20 protein-coding genes are annotated in these 22,836 nt (G+C 71.8%); 8 read left to right on the top strand and 12 right to left on the bottom strand.

Annotated features, from left to right (window positions below):
* The coding region (locus tag ND748_RS01610) for a helix-turn-helix transcriptional regulator (protein WP_251743541.1) at positions 1-369 on the bottom strand (369 nt) is incomplete at its 3' end.
* A gap of 48 nt (positions 370-417) precedes the next feature.
* Between ND748_RS01610 and ND748_RS01615 the strand changes: the two genes are divergently transcribed.
* The 3 genes from ND748_RS01615 to ND748_RS01625 all read left to right on the top strand — a co-directional run bounded on the left by ND748_RS01615 (position 418) and on the right by ND748_RS01625 (position 3,546).
* On the top strand, positions 418-1,380 hold the full coding sequence (locus ND748_RS01615) for an LLM class F420-dependent oxidoreductase (protein WP_251743543.1): 963 nt from the start codon (positions 418-420) through the stop codon (positions 1,378-1,380).
* Between the two features lie 364 nt (positions 1,381-1,744).
* Entirely contained in the window at positions 1,745-2,164 is a 420-nt protein-coding gene (locus ND748_RS01620) for a YciI family protein (RefSeq protein WP_251743544.1), read from the top strand.
* Positions 2,164-3,546 (top strand): RNA polymerase sigma factor, encoded by a 1,383-nt coding sequence (locus ND748_RS01625; protein WP_251743630.1) that lies wholly within the window; start codon positions 2,164-2,166, stop codon positions 3,544-3,546. Before ND748_RS01620 ends, ND748_RS01625 begins: the two co-directional genes overlap by 1 nt.
* A 37-nt stretch (positions 3,547-3,583) precedes the next feature.
* Here the strand turns inward: ND748_RS01625 and ND748_RS01630 are convergent, their stop codons facing one another.
* The 8 genes from ND748_RS01630 to ND748_RS01665 all read right to left on the bottom strand — a co-directional run bounded on the left by ND748_RS01630 (position 3,584) and on the right by ND748_RS01665 (position 14,442).
* On the bottom strand, positions 3,584-4,540 hold the full coding sequence (locus ND748_RS01630) for a DUF1684 domain-containing protein (RefSeq protein WP_251743546.1): 957 nt from the start codon (positions 4,538-4,540) through the stop codon (positions 3,584-3,586).
* A 49-nt stretch (positions 4,541-4,589) separates the two neighbouring features.
* Entirely contained in the window at positions 4,590-5,621 is a 1,032-nt protein-coding gene (locus ND748_RS01635) for an LLM class flavin-dependent oxidoreductase (RefSeq protein WP_251743547.1), read from the bottom strand.
* 83 nt (positions 5,622-5,704) lie between these two features.
* Positions 5,705-7,519 (bottom strand): FAD-dependent monooxygenase, encoded by a 1,815-nt coding sequence (locus ND748_RS01640; protein ID WP_251743549.1) that lies wholly within the window; start codon positions 7,517-7,519, stop codon positions 5,705-5,707.
* A gap of 2 nt (positions 7,520-7,521) precedes the next feature.
* Entirely contained in the window at positions 7,522-8,916 is a 1,395-nt protein-coding gene (locus ND748_RS01645; protein ID WP_251743551.1) for an NtaA/DmoA family FMN-dependent monooxygenase, read from the bottom strand.
* A gap of 79 nt (positions 8,917-8,995) precedes the next feature.
* Entirely contained in the window at positions 8,996-10,777 is a 1,782-nt protein-coding gene (gene nikE / locus ND748_RS01650) for an ABC transporter ATP-binding protein (RefSeq protein ID WP_251743553.1), read from the bottom strand.
* A 50-nt stretch (positions 10,778-10,827) separates the two neighbouring features.
* Positions 10,828-11,736: an ABC transporter permease gene (locus ND748_RS01655; protein ID WP_251743555.1), complete on the bottom strand. Its 909-nt coding sequence runs from the start codon at positions 11,734-11,736 to the stop codon at positions 10,828-10,830.
* Positions 11,737-11,739: 3 nt separating this feature from the next.
* Complete coding sequence (locus ND748_RS01660; protein ID WP_251743556.1) at positions 11,740-12,798, bottom strand: ABC transporter permease; 1,059 nt, start codon at positions 12,796-12,798, stop codon at positions 11,740-11,742.
* 90 nt (positions 12,799-12,888) lie between these two features.
* The gene (locus ND748_RS01665; RefSeq protein WP_251743558.1) at positions 12,889-14,442 is read right to left on the bottom strand and encodes an ABC transporter substrate-binding protein; all 1,554 of its coding nucleotides are present in this window, start codon (positions 14,440-14,442) and stop codon (positions 12,889-12,891) included.
* Between the two features lie 601 nt (positions 14,443-15,043).
* Between ND748_RS01665 and ND748_RS01670 the strand changes: the two genes are divergently transcribed.
* Entirely contained in the window at positions 15,044-15,730 is a 687-nt protein-coding gene (locus ND748_RS01670; RefSeq protein WP_251743560.1) for an ABATE domain-containing protein, read from the top strand.
* Positions 15,731-15,916: 186 nt separating this feature from the next.
* Here ND748_RS01670 and ND748_RS01675 read toward each other — a convergent pair whose 3' ends face one another.
* Positions 15,917-17,107, bottom strand: coding sequence for a HoxN/HupN/NixA family nickel/cobalt transporter (locus ND748_RS01675; protein ID WP_251743562.1), 1,191 nt, complete (start codon positions 17,105-17,107; stop codon positions 15,917-15,919).
* 134 nt (positions 17,108-17,241) lie between these two features.
* Here ND748_RS01675 and ND748_RS34880 point away from each other — a divergent pair, with 134 nt between their 5' ends.
* Together ND748_RS34880 and ND748_RS01685 are read left to right on the top strand one after the other, a co-directional pair.
* Positions 17,242-17,886 carry a hypothetical protein gene (locus tag ND748_RS34880; protein ID WP_374215821.1) on the top strand — a complete coding sequence of 215 codons (645 nt, stop codon included), beginning with the start codon at positions 17,242-17,244 and terminating at the stop codon, positions 17,884-17,886.
* A 185-nt stretch (positions 17,887-18,071) separates the two neighbouring features.
* A complete protein-coding gene (locus ND748_RS01685) occupies positions 18,072-18,398 on the top strand; it encodes a DUF4158 domain-containing protein (protein ID WP_251743564.1) in 327 nt (108 codons plus the stop codon).
* Between the two features lie 115 nt (positions 18,399-18,513).
* On the opposite strand, the gene ND748_RS01690 is transcribed toward ND748_RS01685, so the two are convergent.
* A complete protein-coding gene (locus tag ND748_RS01690) occupies positions 18,514-19,107 on the bottom strand; it encodes a TetR/AcrR family transcriptional regulator (protein WP_308205568.1) in 594 nt (197 codons plus the stop codon).
* A gap of 110 nt (positions 19,108-19,217) precedes the next feature.
* Here ND748_RS01690 and ND748_RS01695 point away from each other — a divergent pair, with 110 nt between their 5' ends.
* Both ND748_RS01695 and ND748_RS01700 read left to right on the top strand, forming a co-directional pair.
* Positions 19,218-19,970 carry an SDR family oxidoreductase gene (locus ND748_RS01695; RefSeq protein ID WP_251743568.1) on the top strand — a complete coding sequence of 251 codons (753 nt, stop codon included), beginning with the start codon at positions 19,218-19,220 and terminating at the stop codon, positions 19,968-19,970.
* Between the two features lie 589 nt (positions 19,971-20,559).
* On the top strand, positions 20,560-22,011 hold the full coding sequence (locus ND748_RS01700; RefSeq protein WP_251743570.1) for an amidase: 1,452 nt from the start codon (positions 20,560-20,562) through the stop codon (positions 22,009-22,011).
* A 185-nt stretch (positions 22,012-22,196) separates the two neighbouring features.
* Here the strand turns inward: ND748_RS01700 and ND748_RS01705 are convergent, their stop codons facing one another.
* Complete coding sequence (locus tag ND748_RS01705; protein WP_251743572.1) at positions 22,197-22,835, bottom strand: DsbA family protein; 639 nt, start codon at positions 22,833-22,835, stop codon at positions 22,197-22,199.
* Position 22,836 lies beyond the last annotated feature (1 nt).

Genomic DNA, 22,836 nt, shown 5'->3' on the forward strand with positions numbered 1-22,836 from the left:
GGGCGGGGCGGTCGCCGGCGGCTCGGGCGCCACCAGCCGGCGCAGGTGCCGCCGGCCGACCTCGTCGAGGCGCAACACCCGGCCGACAGCGTCGAGAACCTGCGCCGAGGCCGTCGCCCGGCCCTGCTCCAGCCCGGTGTACCAGGTCAGGCTGACGCCGGCCAGGGACGCGAGTTCCTCGCGGCGCAGCCCCTGGAGGCGGCGACGCCCACCGGCGGGGAGTCCGACACTGACCGGTTCGACCAGCCTGCGGTACGCCCGCAGGCAGGCCCCGAGCTCTCGTCGCCGAGCAGCCGTCGTGGCCGTCGTGGCCGTCGTGGCCGTCGTGGCCGTCGTGGCCGTCCAAGGTGTCACTTCCACTGGCACCATCAGCAGGCTCCTGGTCTGCGTACCCAACCTTCGACCAGGCTGGCGGATGTGATTCGTATCGGCGTCAACCTTGCTGCCGGCCTCGGCACTCCCGGTTCCGGCAACCTCATCGACGACCTTGTGGCGATCGCCCGGACCGTGGCCGCCGCCGGGGTGTCCACCGCCTGGCTGCCGCAGGGCTACGGCTACGACTCCATCGGCGTACTGACCGCGGTGGCCCGCGAGGTGCCCGGCATCGAGCTGGGCACCTCCGTCGTCGTCGTCCAGCCGCGCCATCCCCGGGTGCTGGCCGGGCAGGCGCTGACAGCGCAGGCCGCGGCGCACGGCCGGTTCACCCTGGGGCTCGGCGTCAGCCACCCCGGCCTGTTGGAGATCTACGGGCAGCCGTTCCACCGGCCGGTCGCCGCGCTGCGCACCCACCTCGACACCCTGCTGCCGATCCTCGACGGACGCCGTGTTCCCGGCGCCACGGGAATCGGATCCGACCCCGCCGGCAGCGCCGTGCCCGGCGCGGAAGTCCGCGTCCCGGTGCTGCTTGGCGCTCTCGGCCCCACGATGCTGCGGCTGGCCGGGGAACGCACCGACGGCACGATCACCTTCCTGGCCGGGCCCCGCACCATCGGTGACCACGTGGTCCCGATGATCGGCGCGGCCGCTCGGGATGCCGGCCGGCCGGCGCCGCGCGTCGTCGTCGGGCTGCCGGTGGCGGTGACGTCCACACCGGACCGGATTCGCACCGAGCTCAACGCCGAGTACGCCGACTACGCGACGCTGCCGTCTTACCGCACGGCTCTCGACCGCGACGATTTCACCCGGCCAGGCGCGATCGCCGTCGTGGGCGACGAGAGCGCGGTCGTCGACCAGCTGGCCGCCTATGCCGCGCTCGGCGCCACCGACGTGCTGGTGAGCCTGGTCGGCACGGCCGAGGAACGCGCCCGGACCCTGCACCTGCTCGGCGCCGGCCCGTTCGTCCACGCGAACCAGCCCTCCCCGCCGCGCCGCGTGACCTGACGGTCTTCTGCGGACGAAGAACTGGCAGGTCAGTGTCCCGCCTGGAGGAAATCGCACCAGGTCGGCCGCGGGGGCCGCGGCCCCCGTCCACGGCCCGCGTCTTCCTACCCCACAGCAACCGGGCAGGCACGTTCTCAGCCGGTGCGACGGCCCCTTCCCGCTCGCTGACCGCTCGACCGGCGGAGGCGATCGGTGGCGGCTCGACCCGAACCGACCTGAGCCTCGCCGCGGTTCCGCGGTTCCGCGGAACCGGCCGCGGAGCAGGCGTCGAACTTCGTCCGGGTGCCGTGTCGATCGGCGGCTGTGCCGTTCGACCTGGTGGTGAGAGGGTCGGGAGGCGACCCGTGATCGAGGAGGTCAAACGATGGCGAAGTACATGCTGATCATGCGGGCCACGGACGAGTCCCTGGCGAAGATGATGTCGACCCCCTTCGAGGAGATGCTCGAGACGGTGGGCCGTTTCAACGAGGAACTGATCCGGGCCGGTGTGCTCGTCGCCGCCGAGGGCCTCGAGGACCCGGCCCAGGGCGTGGTGGTCGACTTCAGCGGCGAGACTCCGGTGGTCACCGACGGCCCCTACGGCGAGACGAAGGAGCTGTTCGGCGGCTTCTACCTGATCGACGTCGCGTCGAAGGAGGAGGCGATCGAGTGGGCCCGACGCCTGCCGGCGAGTGCCGGCGCGAAGTGCGAGATCCGCCGGGTGCCGACCATCGACGAGTTCCCGCCGGACAACGAGTGGATCATCAGGGAGCGGACGTGGCGCGAGCGGACCGGCCAGCTCTGATGCCCGCGGCCGTCGATGGCCCGCCGCGGGACGAGTCGGCGCGTGACGAGTCGGCCCGTGACGAGTCGGCGCGGCGGGCCGTCGAGGCCGTCTGGCGGATGTCCTCCGCCCGGATCGTCGGCGCGCTGGCCCGCTACACGGGCGACGTCGACCTCGCCGAGGATGTCGCGCAGGAGGCGGTGGCCCAGGCGCTCGTCACCTGGTCGCGCGACGGCGTGCCGGCGAACCCGGTGGGCTGGCTGCTCACGACCGCCCGGCGGCGCGCCATCGACGGCTTCCGCCGCCGGTCGGCCCTCGACGAGCGCCACGCGCTGCTCGCCGGTCAGCTCGCCGAGGGCGAGACGAGTTCGGGCGGCTCGGGCCCCGCTCCGGGTTCGGGTTCGGGCTCCGGTTGCGGCGCGGTGCCCCTGGCCGACCCGTCGGACGACCTGCCGTGGGATCCCGACCGGGTCGACGACGACGTCCTCGCGCTGATGTTCGTCGCCTGCCACCCGGTGCTCTCCCCCGAGGCCCGCGTCGCTCTGACGCTGCGCGCGGTCGGCGGGCTGACGAGCGAGGAGATCGCCCGGGCGTTTCTGGTACCGGTCGCGACGGTCCAGGCGCGGATCACCCGGGCGAAGAAGACCCTCGGCGCGGCCAGGGTGCCGTTCGCCCTACCGCCGGCCGAGGAGCGACGCGGCCGGCTCGGTGGTGTCCTGAGCGTGCTCTACGTGATCTTCACGGAGGGCTCGACGGCGACCACCGGTGACAGCCTGCTGCGCCCCGACCTCGCCTACGAGGCGATCCGACTGGCCCGGACGCTGGCCGCCCTGCTGCCCGCCGAACCGGAGGTCCACGGGCTGCTCGCTCTGTTCGAGCTCACCGCCGCCCGCTTCCCCGCCCGCACCGGGCCCGATGGCGAGGCCGTCCTCCTGGCGGAGCAGGACCGGCGCCGGTGGGACCGCTCGGCGATCCGCCGCGGCCTGGCCACCCTCGACCGGGCCGCGGCGCTCGGGGCCGCCGGCCTTGGACCGTACGGCCTGCAGGCGGCGATCGCCGGCTGCCACGCGTCGGCGCCATCGGTCCCGGAGACCGACTGGGAGCGGATCGTGCTCCTCTACGAGGCACTCGGCCGGGTCGCCCCGTCCCCCGTCGTCGACCTCAACCGGGCCGTCGCCGTCGCGATGGCGCAGGGACCGCAGCAGGCCCTGGCCATCGTCGACGACCTCGTCGCCACCGACCGGCTGGCCGGGTCGCACCTGCTCCCGAGCGTGCGCGGCGAGCTGCTCGGCCGGCTTGGCCGCACGACGGAGGCCCGATCCGAGCTGGAGCTCGCCGCCCGCCTGTGCCGCAACGCCCGCGAACGAGCGGTCCTTCTCCGCAAAGCGGCCACGATGGTGTGACCGTCCTGCGCGGTTCCGGTCATCAGGACGCGGGGCGCTACTCGGTCTCGGCGGGCTCGGGGCGGAAGGTGGGGATCTGCTCGCCCGCCTCGATCGGGATCGTGAGGCGGTTCTGCGGCGGGGCGAGCGGGCAGGGCGCGTACGGGGTGTAGGCGCACTGCAGGTTTCCCGCGCGGTTGAAGTCGAGCACGATCTGCGTGCTGCCGGGGGCGGGCAGGGTGACGAGCAGCCGACGGCTGGCGCGGTAGGTGGTGACGCCGCTCGTCGCGTCGGTGAACAGGATGAGTCCGGCGCCCGCGAGATGCTCGGCGCGCAGGAGGATCAGCCGCAGCTCGGCGCCGTCGAGCGCGAAGACGGCCTCGCCGACGGCCTCGTGGGTGTGCACGATGCCGTCGACCGCCGCGGCGACCTCGATCGGGCGCGGGGCAGGATAGGGCGCGAACTCGGCCGGGATCACCCAGGCGGGGTCGTAGTCGAACGCCGGCGTCCGGACGTAGGTCTCGCGCAGCCGGTGCCGGGGATCGAGCGAGCGCAGCAGGTCGTGCCCGCCGCGGCGGGACAGCTCAACGACGACGTCGCCGAACGACGCCGCCCGGCGGAACTCCCGCTCGCGGACGGGGCCGAAGACATGGCGCCCGGTCACGGTCTCGCCGTCGACGGTGAGGGACTCCCCGGCGTCGAGATCGACGACCGGCCCCTGCTCGCCCGTGGCCCACCGTCCCGGGAAGCCCTCGACGCGGCGGGGCTCGCCGTCGAGGAAGTGCAGCGCGCTGTAGGCGAGGAAGCCGTACGGCTCGCGCCGCTGCTGCTCCGAGGTCTCCCGCCCGGCGTCCCATTCCGCTCGCGCGGCCGCGACGGCGGCCGCGCTGCCAGACGCCGTCCCGGTCGCGGTTTCGGTCGCGGTTTCGGTCGCGGTTTCGGTCACGGTCACGGCCGCCGTCGCGGTCTCGATTTCGGGCGCGGTTTCGGGCGCGGTTTCGATTGCGGAGGTCATGGTCGGGTCCTCACTCTCGATGGTCCAAGTGCGGTGGCGTGGTGGGCGGTCACGCGCTCGTTGCCCGGTCGTGCGCGGGGAGGCGCGGGAAGATCTCCTGGGCGATCAGCCGGAGTCCGGCGCGGAACTGGGGGGAGGACTGCGGCAGCGGGAGGCTGAACAGGTAGTCGGTCGACCGCGTGAACGCGGCGTCCGCCAGGAGCTGCTCGACGATGTCGTTCGGGGCGCCGTACTTCACGTTCGACCTGGCCAGGAACTCCTCCGCCGTGGCCGGCGGGCCGCCGGGGGTGACGAACTGGGCGGGGTTGCGGCGCAGCTCGGAGTCGAGCAGGGAGATCGCGTCGCGCTGCGAGTCCGCTGGGAGCAGGACGCGGGAGATGCCGATCCGCGGGCTGCGCTCGCCGGTGTGGGCGCCGAGGTAGTCGCCGATGAGACCCGCCTGGACCTCGCCGGCGTCCCCGGACGGGACGAGGCGGTGCAGGAGCAGCCGGTCACCGGCGCGCCCGATCTCGGCGGCCGTCCGCGGGTTCCCGGTCGCCTGCCACAGCCGCGGCAGCAGCCCGGCCGGCGGCGGGTACAGGCTCACCTCCTTGTCCCCGGCGGCGATCGTGCCGCCGAGGGCCCGGCGCAGATCGTCGAGCGCGTGGGCGTACAGCGACTCGCGGTCGTCCTCGGACAGGCTGAAGGCCTCGAAGGCGACGGTGGAGAAGCCCCCGCCGTTACCCTTGCCGACGCCGAACTCCAGCCGCTCGCCGCTCAGCGCGTCGACCAGCGCCGCCGTCTCGGCCAACCGGATCGGGTTGTCGAAGGTCAGCGGGACCACCGCGGTTCCCAGCCTGATCGTCGTCGTGGTCTGCGACGCCGCCGCGAGGAAGGTGAGCGCGGACGGGAGACCGATGAGGGTGAAGTGCGCCTCCGCGGCCCACGCCGTTTCGTAGCCGAGCTCCTCCGCGAGGCGGATGACCTCAAGCGACTGGCTGTACGTGCGGGCGGGCTCGCCGTCCGCGGGGATCGTCAGGAACAGCGACAGGCCGCGCTGCGGATGCGATGTCACCGGATGCGATGTCACGTCGACAGTCACCGTCGGGACCTCCAATGCGGGATTGTGGTGAAGTGCGGGCCGCCGACCTGCGCCCGGGAAACGGACCGCGAGCGGCGGGCGTTCTACCGTTCGGTCGAGTCGACGAGTTGCCGTTCGGGCGAGTCGAGGAGCTGGCGCGAGCCCGCGCTGCGGGTCCGGGCCGGCGGTTGGGCCGGGAGCTGGCTGCGGCCGTAGACCAGGTCCAGCACCGCGCCCGCGTCAAGGCCGTCGAGGCCGTCAAGGCCGCGGCCGTCGCCGTCGCCGCGCCAGGCGACGTGATGGTCCGGCCGGACGAGCGCGTAGGGGGCGCCGTACAGCTCGCGCGCCGCCGGATCCGGCAGGTGGATGACCTCGAGCTCGATGCCTCGGGCATCGGCCGCCGCCTCGAAGGCGCCGACGGCGGTCGTGTCGTCGGCGAGGACGAGCAGCGCGACGTGCGAGCCGATCCGGTCGTAGAGGGTGAACCCGAAGGGGTCGAGGTTGCCGTTCGGCGCCCGGTGTCCCGGTCGCGCGTCGTCGGCGTACGCGAAGGCGTCCCAGGGCGCCTCGGCCTCGAGCTGCCCGTCCTCGTACCGGATGACCGACGAGACGTCGTAGCGCTCGTCGAAGACGACTCCGAGCGGCAGGCTGCGGCCCTCCCCGAGGATCGCGCCGATCTCGGCGCGCCGCCGCGCCGCGTCCGGGCTGGTGTCGGCGTCGTCCGGGACCCCGAGGGCGCGGACGCGCTCGTAGGCGGCCGTGTGCCGGCGGTCATCGGCCAGGGCGTAGTCGGCGATCCGCCAGTTGTGTGGGCGTCGTTCCTCGTCGTAGGAGTCGAGCAGCGCCTCACCGGCCTGGCCGCGCAGCACGGCCGCGAGCTTCCAGCCGAGGTTCACCACGTCGCCGAAGCCCTCACACAGGTTGCCTCCCGGCGTGCGGACATGCGCCGCGTCACCGACCAGCGCGATCCGGTCGCGGTAGAAGGTGTCGGCGATGCGCGTGCTCTTGAAGAACGGGGTCAGCGACACCACCTCGAGCTCGACGTCGAAGCCGAACGCCGCCCGGGCCTGCGCGATCAGCTCGTCCGTGGTCGGGTCCCGGTCGAGCGGGTACGGCCCGGCGTACGCCCGCCAGTCGGTCTCGTTCAGGGCCGCGAGGAAGCCGGAGTAGCGGTCGTTGTAGATGACCGCGGTGGCGGGCGGGAACGCCCCGAGCGCGGCCGAGGTGTCCGAGGTGGTCCGCACGACGAACCGGAAGTGCCGCTGTTCGGCGTAGCTGCCCGAGCGCGGGATCCGCGCCAGCGTGCGGACCGTGCTCGTCCCGCCGTCGGCGCCGACGACGTACCGGGAGCGGATCGTGCGCCGCCGGCCGGTCTCGACCTCGACCACCGTCGTCGTCACACCGTCGGCGTCGCTCGCCAGCTCCTCGACCCGCCAGCCGCCCGAGACCGGGGTGCCGACTTCCGCGAGCCGGTCGAGGAAGACGCGCTGCAGCACCGTCTGCGGCCGGCGCAGCATCGTCTCGGTCGAGTACCGGCCGGTCCCGCCGAGCCCGAAGGACCGCAGGGTGGTCCCCGCGAGCTGGTGCCCGGCGAGCGAGGTGAGCAGGAGATTGCCGGTGCTCCACTCCGGCGGGAAGGTCCACGCGTGCTGGATCCGCTGCAGCAGCCCCCAGCCGCGGATGACCTCGAGCGCGCGGGGTGTGTAGCCCGCGGCGCCGGCCCGCACCAGCGTCGCGCCGGGTGCGGCGTCCACCACCGCGGCCTGTACCCCGTGCCGGTGGAGTTCGAGCGCGGTGCCAAGGCCGTTGGGTCCGGCCCCGACCACGAGGACGTCCACCCACTCGGCGGGCTCGGTCCGCGGGAAGGCGAGGGCGTCGACCTGCCGCTTTCCCCGGGTGATCTCGTTGCGTGCGGGCATGGCTACCGTCGCTCCCCGTCGTGGACCGGACCGCGGGACTCCCCCGTCGCGGTCACGCCGCCGCCACCGCCACCGGCACCACCGCCGGGGAGCGCACCGGCGATCCCGAGGTTGCCGCGCAGGGTGTCGTGGGCGTACTCGCGCCGGAAGCGACCGCGGTCCTGCAGCTGCGTCACCACGCCGTCGATGAACTCGACGAAGCCCGCGGGCTGCACGTCGATGTTGATGACGAAGCCGTCCGACGCCCGGGTGTCGACCCATTCGATGATGTCGTCGGCGACCTGCTCCGGGGTGCCCACGATCAGCCGCTGGCCGCCGGAGAGGTTGTGGAACAGCAGCTGACGGATGGTGAGCCCGCGGCGCCGCGCCTCGGCGACGAGCTGATCCCGGCGCGCGGTCACTGCCGGTGCGGCGGCACGCTGCGCCAGCTCGGCGTAGGGAAGCTGCGCGTCGAGGTCGAGCCTGGACACGTCGAACTCCAACTGCGCGGTGAGCAGTTCGACGAGTGGCCCGACGGCGAGCAGCTCGTCGAGCTCCCGCTTGCGCTCGCGGGCGGCGGCCTCGGTCGCCCCGAGGACGGTGAACAGGCCCGGCAGGACGAGCAGGTCGTCGGGATTGCGACCGTTCGCCGCCGCGAGCCCCTTGACCTCGGCCGAGAACTCCCGCGACAGCTCCGGCAGCCGCTGCGAGGTGAACAGCGCGTCCGCCCAGCGGGCGCCCAGCTCCTTGCTCTGCCTCGACGCCCCGGCCTGGAACAGCACCGGGCGGCGACCCTGGTAGCCACCGGGCAGCGGGAGCACCCCGGAGGTCCGGTAGAACTCGCCGGTGACGTCCACCGGCCGGGTGCGCCGTGCGTCGATGTAGACGTCGGCGGCGGCGTCGGCGACCACCGCGTCCTCGGGCAGCGAGGCCCACAGCGCGTCGACGGCGGCGATGAACTCCTCGGCCTTGCGGTAGCGCGCCTGCGGCTCGAGGAGCTCGTCGACACCGAGCGCGGCGCGGGTGACGTCCTCCTGGCTGGTGATGATGTTCCAGCCGGCGCGTCCCTTGCTGACGTGGTCGAGGGTCGCGATCGAGCGGGCGAGCAGGAACGGGTTGCCGTGGATCGCCGGGTTGGTCGACACGAGCCCGATGTGCTCGGTCTCGCATGCCAGCGCGGCGAGCAGGACGGTCGGATCCGTCCCGCGCCACGGCCGGCGGTAGGAGGCGGCGTCGAGTGAGCCGAGCCGGTCGGCGATGAAGATCGCGTCGAAGCGGGCCCGCTCGGCGAGCCGGGCGATCTCGGTGTAGTAGTCGATGCCGGCGATCCAGTCCGAGGTCGGCGGCAGGGTCTTCCAGGCCGCGTCGTGGCGGCCGGTCGCCTGCAGGTTCAGGCACAGTCGCACCTGTCGTGTCACGGGGGCCTTCCTTGTGGTTGTCGCGGCGTCAGGAGGTCGTCGGCGTCAGGAGGTCGTCGGCGTCAGGAGGTCGTCGGCGTCAGGAGACGGCGAGGCCGGCTCGCAGGCGTTCGCGCTGCTCGCGGTCGGCCGGTCGGGAGGTGAGGGTCGGCGCCGACTCCACGAGCAGCCGGGTGTACGGGTGCGACGGCGCGTTGACGATGCGCGCGGTGTCGCCGGCCTCGACGATCCGGCTGCGGTAGAGCACGATCGTCCGGTCGGAGATGCCCGCGACCGAGCCGAGATCGTGGGAGATGAACAGCATCGCGACGCCGAGAGTGGAGCGCAGCTCGCGTAGCAGCTCGAGGATCGCGACGCGGTTGGCCGAGTCCAGCGCGCTCACCGGCTCGTCGAGAATCAGCAGGCGCGGCTCACCGATGAGCGCCCGGGCGATCGCCACCCGCTGACGCTGGCCGCCGGAGAGCTCGCCGGGGAACCGGTCGAGCAGCGACTCGTCGAGCCGGACGGCGCGGAACTGGCGACGAACGGCGTCGTCGATCGCCACCCGGTCGAGCCCGCCCCGGATGCGCAGCGGTTCCGCGACGGACGCGGCGACGGTGTGCTCCGGATCGAGGCTGCGCAGCGGATCCTGGAACACGTACTGGACGACGCCCTCGCGGCCGAACGCCCGCCGCTGCCGTCCCGACAGGCCGGTGACGTCCCGCCCGCCGACGTGCACGGAGCCGGTCGAGGCCCGCACCAGGCCGAGCACCGCGCGGGCGAGGGTGGACTTGCCCGCCCCGGACTCGCCGATGACGCCGACGGTCTCGCCCGGGCGGATCACCAGGGAGGCGTCCTCGAGCGCCTGCTTGCGGCCGCGGCCGCGGCCGAACTGGACGCCGAGCCCGTCGACCCGCAGGACCGGCTCCACCGACTCGGGCGCGCTCGAACTCCTCGGCTCCGGCACCTGCACCTGCACCTGCACCGGTACCTGCCCAGACGCCGATACCGGCGCCGCTGCCGCCACCGACGCCGCTGCCGGCAGGTGCGCACCGGTGCCAGCCGCGCGCAGGCCGTACTGCTCGTGCTCGGCGACCAGCAGTTGGGTGTATTCGTGCCGCGGGGCGTGCAGGATCTCGGCCGTGGGGCCCTGCTCGACGACGTGCCCCGCACGCATGACCAGCACCTCGTCGCAGAGCTGGGCCACGACGGCGAGATCGTGCGAGACGACGATGAGCGACAGCCCGATCCGCTCCTTCAGCTCGACGAGCAGGTCGAGGATGCCGGCCTGCACCGTGGTGTCGAGGGCGGTCGTCGCCTCGTCCGCGATGAGCACCTCGGGATCGAGACAGATCGCGATGGCGATGAGGACGCGTTGCAGCATCCCGCCGGACAGCTCGTGCACGTACTGCTCGTAGACGTACCCGGGATCGCGCAGGTGGACGGCGTCGAGCAGCTCGATGGCCCGCTGTTTCGCGGCGGCCCGGCCGAGCCCCTGCTTGACCCGCAGCACCTCCTGGACCTGCTTGCCGACCCGGATCGAGGGGTTGAGGTACGACGCCGGGTCCTGGAAGACCGCGCTGATCGAGGTGCCGCGCAGGGCCGTCCACTGCGGCCGGGACAGGCCCGCGACGTCGCGGCCGAGCAGCTCGATCGAACCGCCGGCGACCTCGATGTGCTTCGGCAGGACGCCGAGCACGGCCTTGCAGGTCAGGGACTTGCCGCTGCCGGACTCCCCGACGATGCCGACGACCCCGCCGCGGGCGAGGCGCAGGCTCACCCCGTGCACCAGCTCCTCGTCCGCGGCGTCGTTGTGGATCCGCAGGTCGGTCAGCGTGAGCACCGCGACGCGGTCGGCGGGACCAGGTGCGCTCGGCGTCATCGGTTGCTCCTCAGTCATGGCCGGGACGTCAGTGATGGCCGGGACGTCAGTCATGGCCGGGCCGAATCTGCCGGGTCGGCCGGGTCGGCCAGGACCGCGAGCCGCCGGGTCCGGTTGGACCTGGCGGTCTTCGCGCCGATCAGGGCGCGGCCGGTCTCGCCGGCGGCGTCCCGGATGGCGTCGGCGAGCAGGTTGCAGGCCAGGACGGCGATGAGGATGAGCACGGTCGGGAAGATCGGCGCGTACGGCGTCTGGGCGAGGTAGCCCAGGTCGGAGGCGAGGATCCCGCCCCAGGTCGGGGTGGGCGGCTGGATCCCGATCCCGAGGAAGGTCAGGCTCGAGATCACCACCAGTCCGATGCCGAGGGTGTTGGCCACGGTCACGGCGATCGACGGCAGCACCTTGGACCACACGTGACCGCGGACGATCCAGCTCGTCGACGCCCCGGCGATGGCGGCCGCCTCCACGTACTGCGACCGGGCGACGGTCATCGTCGCCGCCCGGCTCACCCGGTAGAACACGGGCGCCAGGAGCATGCCGACGACGATCATGGCCTGGGTGATGCCGTTGCCGAGCAGCGCCGTCATGGCGACCGCGAAGACGAGGAACGGCAGGGCGATGAACGTGTCGACGATCCGCAGGCTCAGCCACTCGAACGCCGAGCCGAGGTAGACCGACAGGATGCCGGGGATCGTCCCGAGCACCAGGGCGATCCCGGCGACCTCCAGCGCGCTGAGAATGCTCAGCGGCGCGCCGGCGAGGATGCGGCTGAGCACGTCGCGGCCGATGTAGTCGGTGCCCAGCAGATGGCTGGCCGAGGGCCCGGCGAGCGTCCGGTCGCTCCCCTTCAGCGGGTCGTGGGGCGCCAGGACGGGGCCCAGCGCGGCCACGACGGCGATGATCGCGAGCAGCACGAGGGCGACCCGCGCGCTGGTGAGCCGCAACACTGTCCTGATCACGCCTCAGACCCCCCGGTCGGCGTCGGGGGTGACGCGGTTGAGCACGATGTTGACGAGCAGGTTGAACACCACGACGAGGACGACCGAGACGACGAGCACGCCCTGCACGGCCGGCACGTCGCCGCGGACCGCCGCCTGGCTGGCGTACACGCCGTAGCCGGACAGCCCGAAGATCGCCTCGATGATCACCGCGCCGCCCAGCAGATTGGGGAACTTCAGGCCGAGGACCGCCAACGCCGGCGCGATGCCGTTGCGCAGCACGTGCACGAAGAAGATCCGGCGCGGGTCGAGGCCGCGCACGATCGCACCGGTGACGTAGTTCCCGCGGTAGGCCGACACCAGGCCGTTGCGCAACTGCCGGGCGACGTCGGCGGCCGTGTCGAAGCTGAGCGCGATCGCGGGGAGGATCAGGTGGCTCAGCCACGGACCCAGCCCGGCCTGGATCGGCACGTAACCGGCGGCGGGCAGCAGCTGCAGGCCGACCGCGAACACCGCCGCGAGCCCGATCCCCACGATGAACGGCGGGAGCACCGAGATGACCGTGGTGAAGGTCGTGATCGCCCGGTCGGGCCAACGGGTGTGGAAGTGGGCGGCGAGCGCGCCGAGTGCGAACCCGAACACGATGCCGAGGACGAGCGCGACCCCGGCCGCCGAGAGCGTGATCGCGGCCCGCTGGCCGAGCGCGTGCGCCACGCTGAGCCCGTTGTACCAGCTCGTGCCCAGGTCGCCGTGCAGGACCGAACCGAGCCAGTCCCCGTACTGGACGAGGAAGGGGCGGTCGAGGCCCCACTTGTGCTCGATGGCTGCGACGGCCTGCGGGGAGGCCGCGTCGCCGAGCTGCAGGTAGGCCGGGCTGCGCCCGCTGAGATGCCCGAGCAGGTAGGTGAGGAAGGTGCCGAGCAGGAAGACCGGGACGAGGATCGCGAGCAGCCGGGCGGTCGAGGCGACCGCCCGGCCGATTCGGTGGGCGACCACGTCACGACGGGTGGCGGGGCCCCGACGGGCGGCTGGGCCACGGCGGGCGGCAGGCGGCGCGGTGAGCGCGGGTGGCGGTGCGGACACTGGCTTCTACTCCCGTCGTGCCTTTGCGGCGTTGGTCGTGCGTCGTTCGTCGTGCGTCGTGCGGGCTACTCGTTCACCGCTGAAGTCGGCTCAGTCGCCGTGGTTGAACGTGACGCCCTTCCAGCTCAGGAAGCCGTCGATCGCGGGCAGGTCGGACAGCGACTTCTTCTTCGCGATGGCGGAGGCGTAGGTGTAGAGCGACACCGTGGAGCCGTTCTCGTAGCCGGCCTTGGCGGCGGCCTGCAGGCGGGGTGCGTAGTCCGGCGAGTCGATGGGCGTGGCCCGGACCGCCTTGAGCGCCTGTTGGAAGGGCGCGGAGGTGTACGGCGAACTCAGATTGAGCACACCCCCGGTGTCGTAGTGCTCGGTCAGCGCCTGGACGTGGGAGTCACGGCCGACGTAGCCGAAGATCGACGCGGCAAGGGTCTTGCCGTAGTACCCCTTGCTCCAGTTGGCGAAGTCGGTCAGCTTGATCGTCGTGCGGATGCCGACCGCCTTGAGCTGCCCCTGGAGGACCTCAGCGACCTGGTCGAAGTTGTTCGCGAGGCCGGCGATCTCGAAGGAGACGGCACCGTCCGCGTAGCCGGCCTTCGCCAGGATGTCCCGGGCCCGGGCGGGATCGTAGGGGTGCTCGGAATTCAGCGCGTCGACGTAGGCCGGGTGCCCCTTGGGGAAGGGCTGGTGGCTGGGCTCGCCCTCACCGAACCCGAGCTTGGTGGCGAACTCGGCGGGGTTGACGGCGTAGCGGATCGCCTCGACGACCTTCGGATCGGTGAACGGCGCCTTGTTGACGTTGAGGCTCAGGAACGTCGACCCCCACTGGCGGTTGACCCCCGCCAGGATGTCGAGACCCGCGCCGCGCGCCTGCTGGATCTGCGAGCCGTCGATCTGGGCGAAGTTGTACACCCCGGACTGCAGGCCCGGCACGAGCGTGTTCGCGTCGATGCCGAAGTTGATCTCGATTCGCCTGACGTGGATGTTCGCCGCGTCCCAGTAGCCGTCCCACTTCGCCAGGACGATCTTCGATTCGGGGACGATCTCCACGACCTTGTACGGACCGGCGCCGACCGGGTTCGTCTGGCTGAGCTTGACCGGGTCCGCCTGCGCGGCGGCCTTGCTGGGCAGCATGCCGCCGCGCACGGAGAGCAGGTAGGGGATCTGGTAGTCCTGCTGGCCGAGATCGAGCCGCACCGTCAGGTCGTCGAGCACCGTCGCCGACCTGACGTTGTTGTACGAGCCCTTCAGCGCCGAGTTCTGCTGCGACTTGATCCGGTCGATGTTGAACTTGACGGCCTCGGCGTTGACCGGCGTCCCGTCCTGGAAGGTCAGCTTGGGCTTGAGCCGGATGGTGATCTGGTCGCCGGCCTGGTTGTACGAGTAGCTCTCGGCGAGGGCCGGCTTCACCTCCCGCTTCTCGTTCAGCGTGAACAGCGACTCGTAGATGGGCGTGAGGTAGTTCGTCGCCGCGGTCGAGCCGGTGACCACCGGGTCCCAGGCGGTCGGGATCTGCTTGGTCCCCCAGTGGACGGTGTCCGAGCCGCTCCCCCCGCCGGCGGCCGCGCTGGTCCCGCATCCGGCCAGCAGCGCGCCGGCCGTTACCAGTGCGGTGAGCACGCCGAAGCGTCTCTTCCTCGTTCTGATCATTTCTCTCCGATCGGGGGATCGTTCGGGTACCGCCGTGGCTGCACCGGCGGTCGTCGCACGAGGGCGCGTTGGGCATGACGGGCGGGATGACCGCGATGGAGCTGGGCGCGATGAGGCTGACCGCGATGGAGCTGGGTGCGATCAGGCTGGGTGCGATCAGGCTGGGTGCGATGGGCGCGATGGTCCGGGCGACGGGAGAGAAGTCCCGTCGCCGAGGTCGACGACTACTCGGAGTCGTCAGGGATGGTGTCGCGGACGATCCTGGACCGGCCCCGCGAAGATGACGTATGGGTCGTGATTGGTGCGCTCACGCTCGGGGGCGCCGACCGGCCCCCGGTACTCATCGACAGCGGGCGCTACCGGTACGCATGAGGTCGACCTCACGGCAGGTGACGAGCGGCATGGGCGCGCGAAGGTCCGCCGCGCCCGCCCTCGGTTCCTCGATCGTCACGGGACTGATCAAAGCTTGCCAAGGCGGCGATGTCAACCCATGTTGTAATGATTTCGATCAGACAACACCCGCAGTTTCCCGCCACGCCGCCCCAGATCTCATGACATCATCCCTTGACGACCTCCAAGGTCCCGCAGTCCAAGGAGTCACGTGTCCACCTCCGTTGCGGCCGAGCCCGCCCCGATGCGCACGTCCGGCCGTCCCAAGCCGGTCGACACCGGCAGCCTCTGCCTCGACCTCGTCGCCACCCGCACGCCGGGCGGCCCGGACCTGCTCGCCACGGCAGCCGACACGACGGCGTGGCTCGACGCCTTCGACCTGCCGACCCCCGCGGCCGGGCTCACGTCGCGTGACCTGGACCGGGTCCAGGTACTGCGTGCCGCCGTGGACCGCCTCGTCCAGGCCCGGCTTGCCGGCGCCGGCCCCGACCCCGAGGACGCCGGGCACCTCAACGCCTGCGCCGCGCCGCCGACGCCGACGTTCTTCCTCCGCGGGGATGCGTGGGCGCGGGTCGAGGTCCCGCAGCCCGATCTGGCCGGCGTGCTGTCCGTTCTCGCCCGCGACGCGATCCACCTGTTGACCACGAGCGAGCCGAGCCGCCTGCGCTCCTGCGAGGGCTGCGGCCTCGCCTTCTACGACCGCTCCCCCTCCGGGGCCAGGCGCTGGTGCTCGATGAAGCGCTGCGGCGAACGCACCGCCTCCGCCAACTACCGCCGCCGCCACGCCGACGCCGACGCGAGCCGCGTCCCGGCCGGCCCACCGATCCCCGCACCGACGACCCACGCACCGACGACCCCTGCGTCGGCGGCCCCCGCATCGACGGCACCCGCACCCTGAGGTGCTTCCCTTCGCCCGGAATCGACGGCATCGGCGGACGGTCCGATGAACCCACCCTGGCAGGCGTTGGAGGCCGCGGGATGGCGGCTGTCGGATGATCCCCGTGCTTGTGGACCGCGACCGGACCCGCCGACGGTGGCGAGCGGCCGTGGTGAGCTCGCCGAAGGTCAGGACGTGTCGGCGTCGTCAGGTGGATTCGGCTGAGGGTGTCGTTTCGCTGGCGAGGTTGGCGGTCCAGCGTTCCTCGATGCGGCCGAAGTACCAGACGGCGAGGGCGATGGCCCAGGCGAGGAAGAACAGACCGACGATGCCGTATCCGGTGTAGTCGAGGTTGATGGTGGCGATCCAGGCGAGTGGCCCGGATTCGATCGCGAACCGGTCGGCGAGGACGCCGACGAGTTCGATGGTGCCGATGACGAGGGCGACGATCACGGAGATGGTGGTGATCGTCAGGTTGTAGAAGACCTTGCGGACGGGGCGGGCGGTGGCCCAGCCGTAGGCGGCGTTCATGAAGACGCCGTCGATGGTGTCCATGAGGCACATGCCGGCGGCGAACAGGATCGGCAGCACGAGGATCGAGTAGAAGGGCAGGTTGAACGCGGCGGCGCCGCCGGCGAGGACGAGCAGGCCGACCTCGGTCGCGGTGTCGAACCCGAGGCCGAACAGGACGCCGATCGGGTAGATGTGCCAGGGTCTGGTGACCGTCCTGGTCAGGCCGCCGAGGAAGCGGTTCATGAAGCCGCGGGAGTCCAGCCGCCGTTCGAGTTCCTGCTCGTCGTACCGCCCGTTGCGCATCTCGCGGAAGACCTTGAGGATGCCGAGCAGGGCGGCGAAGTTCAGGATTCCCAGCACCCACAGGAACACACCCGAGACCGACGGTCCGATCACCCCGGTGATGGTGTGGAGCCTGGAGGAGTCGTCCTCCACCGGGCCGACCAGGGACTTGACGCCGACGGAGAGCAGGAACGCGAGCGCGAAGACGATCGTCGAGTGGCCGAGGGAGAACCAGAACCCGACCGAGAGCGGTCGGCGCTGGGGGCCGGCGCCGTCGGCCTGTCGCGCGTGGTTGTCGGCGATGAGCTTGCGGGTGGTGTTGTCGACGGCGGCGATGTGGTCGGCGTCGAAGGCGTGCCGCAACCCGAAGGTGTAGGCCAGGACGCCGACGCCGGCGGTGAACACCGGATGGTCGCCGCCGAGATGGTAGTCGTGCGGGGTGACGAGGGTGAGCAGGACGATGAACCCCACGGCGTGCAGTAGGACGATGAAGGTGACCATTCCCGCCAGGGACCGCTTGTCCGCCCCCGTGAGGCTGAGCCGGAACTGGGTCAGCCGCGTCGACAGGGACGGCTCACCGGTGCCGGGGGTTGGGTGGGCCACCAGGTGTCTCCTCACTGCGCAGCATCCTGGTTGCCGGGAGGGCGCCGTCGACCCCCCGGCATCGGTACCGATGCAACTATCTCGCTCTTGCAACGTTGTTGCAATTGGGTCCACCGGGAAGAAGGTCTGAGCGCATGATCGACCATGAGGTCCGCGTGTATCGCAGTGCCGAGCGCCTGGGCCGGGAGGACCAGCTCGCCTGGAAGATCGCGGCGGTCGCCGCCGACCCGGTCGAGGTCACCGACGACGTGACCGAGATGGCGATCAACCGGGTCGTCGACAACGCCGCCGTCGCCGCCGCCTCGCTGGCCCGCCGGCCGGTGGCCGCCGCCCGCGACCAGGCACTGGCCGAGCTGGCCACCGCACGCCGCGACGCCGAACGCGACGCCCGCATCCGCACCGACCTACGCACCGAACGCGACGCCCTGCGCGAGGACATCCGCACCGAACGCGCCGAAGCCCTGCGCCTGCGCCAGAGCGCCGACGCCGACACCCAACGGCTGCGCGCCGAGGCCAGCGCCGAGCTCGACCGGCTGCGCGCGGAGGCCAGCGCCGAGGCCGCCCGCCTCCGCGCCGAGGCCGCCGCCGAGGTTGAGCGGATCCGCACCGAGACCGACACCCGCCTCGAGGCCGAACGTCACGCCGCCACCGAACGCCTCGCCGTGATCAGCGAGGCCCGCGCCGAAGCCCGCACCCGCGCCGAACGCGCCGAACGCCAGGCCGACGACCTCGCCGCCGAACTGCGCACCCTGCGCACCCCAACCCCACCCGGCCCCTGAGCACCGGCGACGACGACGAGGCCTGACCGGCATTCCCGCGCCACCATTCCGCGCGGCCCCCAGCCGGACGTCGGGGTGCCGGTAAGAAACGTGTCACCAGGTACAAGCACGGATGATCTTGAGTTGTGCCTCCTGGTGGGCGTGGGGGTGTTGGCGCCTGACGCACCGGGCCGTGGTGTTCGTCCGTGGCCCGGTTGCTGGATCGTGATGAGCTCGTCGAGCACTGGACGTTGCTGGAGGACGAGCGGGAGCTGATCGCTGGCAGGCGCGGGCCGACGCGGCTCGGCTTCACGGTGATGGTGACGTTCTTCCCCGAGCTGGGCCGGTTCCCGCGGGGCCGCCGCGAGGTGACGGACGAGGCCGTGGAGTACGTGGCCCGCCAGGTCGGTGTCGAGCCGGGCGACCAGCTCGCGGGGGCGGTGACGGCCGGCCAGGCGCAGGCGTGGGAGTCGGTGCTGCGGGTGCCGGAAGGGCAGCGTCCGGTCGCAGTTGGATCTGTGGCGCCGCGGTGAACGCTCAACCTCGTCGGTTCAGCGCGGGAACGCAACGTGGGCCCGTGACCGCTACGCCATCCCCGCCGGCGGAGTTCGCGACCTGCTGGTTGGCTATCTGAGCCGGCGGCGTGCGCTACCGGGGTGGACGTGGAAGGCCGGCCAGGGCCGTCTCGGTAATGCTCCGCAGGGTGCTCTCGTCGGTCCCGGCTTTGCCGAGGGCCTCGATGCCGCGGTGAACGGTCAGCAGCAGTCCGGCGAGTTGCTGCGCATCGGCGGCGGGGTGGATGTCGCCGTTGCGCTGACAGGCCTCGAGGTTGCCGGTGAGGGCCAGCTGGACGTTCTCGAACGTTGTCAGCGAGCGAGCCGAGACCACCTCGTCGTGCTCGGCCAGCTCGGCCGTGGCCTTGGCCACCAGGCAGCCGTGTTGGCGGCGCTCGGCGCAGGCGGTTGCGTGGCCCAGCAGATAGGCGGTGAGTCGCTCGAACGCCTGCTCGTCGGCACCGCTCAGATGGCGGTTAGCTGAGTCGATTGTCGCGTTGCAGTGATCGTCGTACACCCGATGGAAGAGCTCGCGCTTGCCGCCGAACGCCCCGTAGAGGCTGCCCTTGCCCAGGCCGGTGGCTGCCGCGATCGCATCCATGCTGGTGCCCGCGTAGCCGGTCATCCAGAACTGGTCGCGGGCTGCGTTCAGCGCGCTCTCCTCGTCGAACTCTCTCGGCCTCGCCACTGCGCCAGTCTAAGCGTTCTTGACTACATCGTCCATAACCCTCTACGTTATGGACGCTTCGTTCAAGAACTTCATCCAAGAGCGAGACTTCGACGAGAGTGAGTGATCAGGTGACGAGTGGACTTCTGGACAGCAAGGTGGCCGTGGTCACCGGTGGGACGAGCGGGATCGGGCTGGCCATCGCCCGGCGATTCGTCGCCGAGGGTGCGCTGGTCTTCATCACCGGCCGCCGTCAGGCCCAGATCGACGCGGCGGCCGCGGAGCTCGGGCCGCAGGCCGTCGGGGTGCGGTGTGACGTGGGGAACCTGGCCGAGCTCGACGCCCTGTACGAGGTCATCAGGCAGCGCTCGGGCCGGATCGACGTCCTGGTGGCCAACGCGGGCGGCGCGGTGCCGGCCGTGCTCGGGGACATCACCGAGGAACAGTTCGACAGCATGTTCGCCACGAACGTGAAGGGCGCGGTCTTCGGGGTGCAGAAGGCGATGCCCCTTCTGTCGCAGGGGGCTTCGGTGATCCTCATCGGGTCGAGCACGTCCGCGCGTCCTAGCCGGGGCATGGAAGTCTATGGCGCGACCAAGGCGGCGCTGCGTAACTTCGCCCGCAGCTGGACGCTGAACACGCGGGAGAACGGTTTCCGGGTCAACGTGCTGAGCCCGGGGGCGGTCCGGACCCCCGGCCTGCTCGGCATCGTTCCCGAGGACCAGCAGGACGACTTCGCCAAGATGATGGAGAGCATGCTACCGAGCGGGCGGCTCGGCGACCCGGACGATGTCGCGTCGGCGGCTCTGCTCCTGGCCTCGGACACCGCTACGCACGTCAACGGCGCCGAGTGGCTCATCGACGGCGGATACACGAGCGTCTGAGGAGAACGATCTGAATCATCGGCGCGGGTGAGGCCGGCAGCCAGCTCGCCCACGCCGCGATCACCCAGGGAGACAAGGCCGTCATCGCAAACTGGCGGGGCCCGCAAACCCTGACGGGACCCGGTCGCCGAACTCGGCACGCGCCGCCCGGGCGGATGCGGCGGTCGCAGGCGATGTCGCCGTCATCGCGGGACTCGCTCTGATGGCGGAGTACGAAGCCGCCCTGATCCGCGAGCGCCGAACTCCGCGCCACCGGCCGGACCCGCCACCAGCTCGACGCCGCCCCACCACAGACCAGCTAGATCATCACCGTTTGCACCTGGTGACAGGTTTCTTACCGACACCCCACGTTGGGAGCATCACCAGGACCAGACCATGCACCGCGACTTCCTTCATCGCGCTGGTCGGCCACCTCGTTCCGGGTGGGGCGTGGGCGGCCACCGCCGTCATCGACGGGCGGCCGAACAACGATGCCGAACAACGATGCCGACGTCTGTGACCGGAGCGCACCGTGCGGAGTTGGGACAGCTGTCCCGTTGCGCGAAGCGGCATTTCATGGCCTCCTGCAGGGGTCGGTAGCGTCGCATTCATGGAGTGGAGTCTTCGGACGGCCGAAGAGTCGGCGGCCGCGTTGCATGCCGGCGCGGTGACCTCGGTGGAACTGACCGACGAGGCGATTGCCCGCATCGAGCGCGACGACAAGATGATCAACGCGATCTGTGTGCCGGACTTCGACCGTGCGCGGGCCGCCGCGCGCGGTGCCGACCAGGCGCGCGCCCGCGGCGAGGTCCGGCCGCTGCTCGGTATTCCGGTGACGGTCAAGGAGTCCTACAACATCGCCGGGCTGCCCACGACCTGGGGCATGCCGCAGCACGCGAACTACCTGCCGGCCGAGGACGCGGTGCAGGTGTCGCGGCTCAGGGCCGCCGGCGCGGTGGTGCTCGCCAAGACCAACGTGCCCGTGGGCCTGCAGGACATCCAGACCTTCAACGAGATCTACGGCACCACCAACAACCCATGGGATCACGATCGCACGCCGGGCGGCTCCTCCGGCGGATCGGCCGCGGCCCTGGCGTCCGGATTCGGCGCGCTGTCCATCGGCTCCGACCTCGCCGGTTCGCTGCGCACCCCCGCGCATTTCTGCGGCGTCTACGCGCACAAGCCGACACTCGGACTGGCGGCAACCCGCGGCATGGTCGCGCCATCGGCACCGGCACTGCCGACCGACCTCGACCTCGCCGTCGTCGGCCCGATGGCGCGCACCGCCGGTGACCTCAGCCTCCTGCTCGACGTCATGGCCGGACCGGACCCACTGACGTTCGGCGTCGCGCACCACGTGACGCTGCCGCCCGCGCGCCACGAGCGCCTCGCCGACTTCCGGGTCCTGGTCCTCGAGGAGCACCCGCTGCTGGCGACCGGGTCCGCCGTGCGGGCGGGGGTGCACCGGGTCGCCGACGCGCTGGTCAACGGCGGCGCCCGCGTCGAACGGCACAGTCCCCTGCTGCCCGACCTGACCGACGCCGCGACGCTCTACACGCAGCTGCTGTTCTCGGGCTCCGTCGCGCGTTTTCCCGTCGAGGCGTACGAGCAGCTGCGGACCCGCGCCGCCGGACTGAGCGCAGACGACCGCAGTCTCGACGCGGCGCGGCTGCGCGCCATGGTGTTCAGCCACCGCGACTGGATCGAGGCGAACAACCGTCGCGAACTGCACCGCCACGGCTGGCGGCAGCTGTTCGCCGAGTTCGACGCCGTGGTGTGCCCGATCACGCCGACACCCGCGTTCGGTCACGACCACCACCCCGATCCGCGGGAACGCCGGATCGACATCGACGGCGTCGAGTACCCGTACTTCGACCAGCTCGTCTGGGCCGGCCTGGCCACCCTGGCGGGCCTGCCGGCCACCGCGATACCCGCGGGCCGGTCCCCCGCGGGCCTGCCGGTGGGCGTGCAGCTCATCGGTCCGATGTTCGAGGACCGCACCCCGCTGCGGCTGGCCGAACTGCTCGAGCAGAAGATCGGCGGCTTCCAGGCACCGAGATAGGGCGTGGCACCGGGTGCCCGTCGAGGAGGAGCTGAGGAGGACGAACCCCCCTCCGGCAAACGCGGGCCTTGCACGGCCTGTGGTCCAACGCCGCGCTGCTGCACGTTCCCCGCCCCGAGGCCGCCGCCACCCTGCGCGCCTGGCCTGGCGGCGCTGCACGGAGGCGGATGGTCGGACCTGGGTGGTCAGACCCGCGCGGTCAGTGCGGTGAAGGCGCGGGCGTAGTCGGTGACCGTCGCGATGCCGGACAACGCGACACGGTTGTCGATGACCAGGTAGGGCACGCCGGTCGCCCCCCGGTCGAGTGCGTCGTCGCGGTCGCGTGCCACCTCGGCGGAGAAGCGGGTGCCGGCCAGCACGTCCGACACCTCGTCGGCGTCCATGCCGCCGGCCACGGCCGACCTGGTCAGCTCCGCGGGATCGAACGGGTTGATGGTTGCGCCGAAATAGCCGCGCTGGAGCTGGGCGAACCAGGACGCTGCCAGCCCCTGGTTCGTGGCGAGCTGCAGGACGCGCAGGACGTCGTGGGTGTTGGCCGCGAGCCGGTCGATCGTGAAGGGCAGGCCCACCTCCTTCGCCAGGCTGGCGACCCGACTTTCCGCAGCGATGGCGTCCTCGATGGTGCCGCCGTGCTTCTTCACGAAGATCTGCGGGATGGAGATCGGCGTGGTCCGGGTACCCGGGTCCAGCTCGAACGCGTGCAGCCTCAGGTCCAACGTGGCGTCCAGGTTCGCCTGCTCGAACCCGAGCTCCAGGCGACGACGCCCCACGTAGCCCCACGGGCAGCCGAGGTCGGTCCACATGTCGACGCGCACAGTGCTCATC

It is taken from the genome of Frankia sp. AiPs1, assembly GCF_023716945.1.
Classification (GTDB): domain Bacteria; phylum Actinomycetota; class Actinomycetes; order Frankiales; family Frankiaceae; genus Frankia.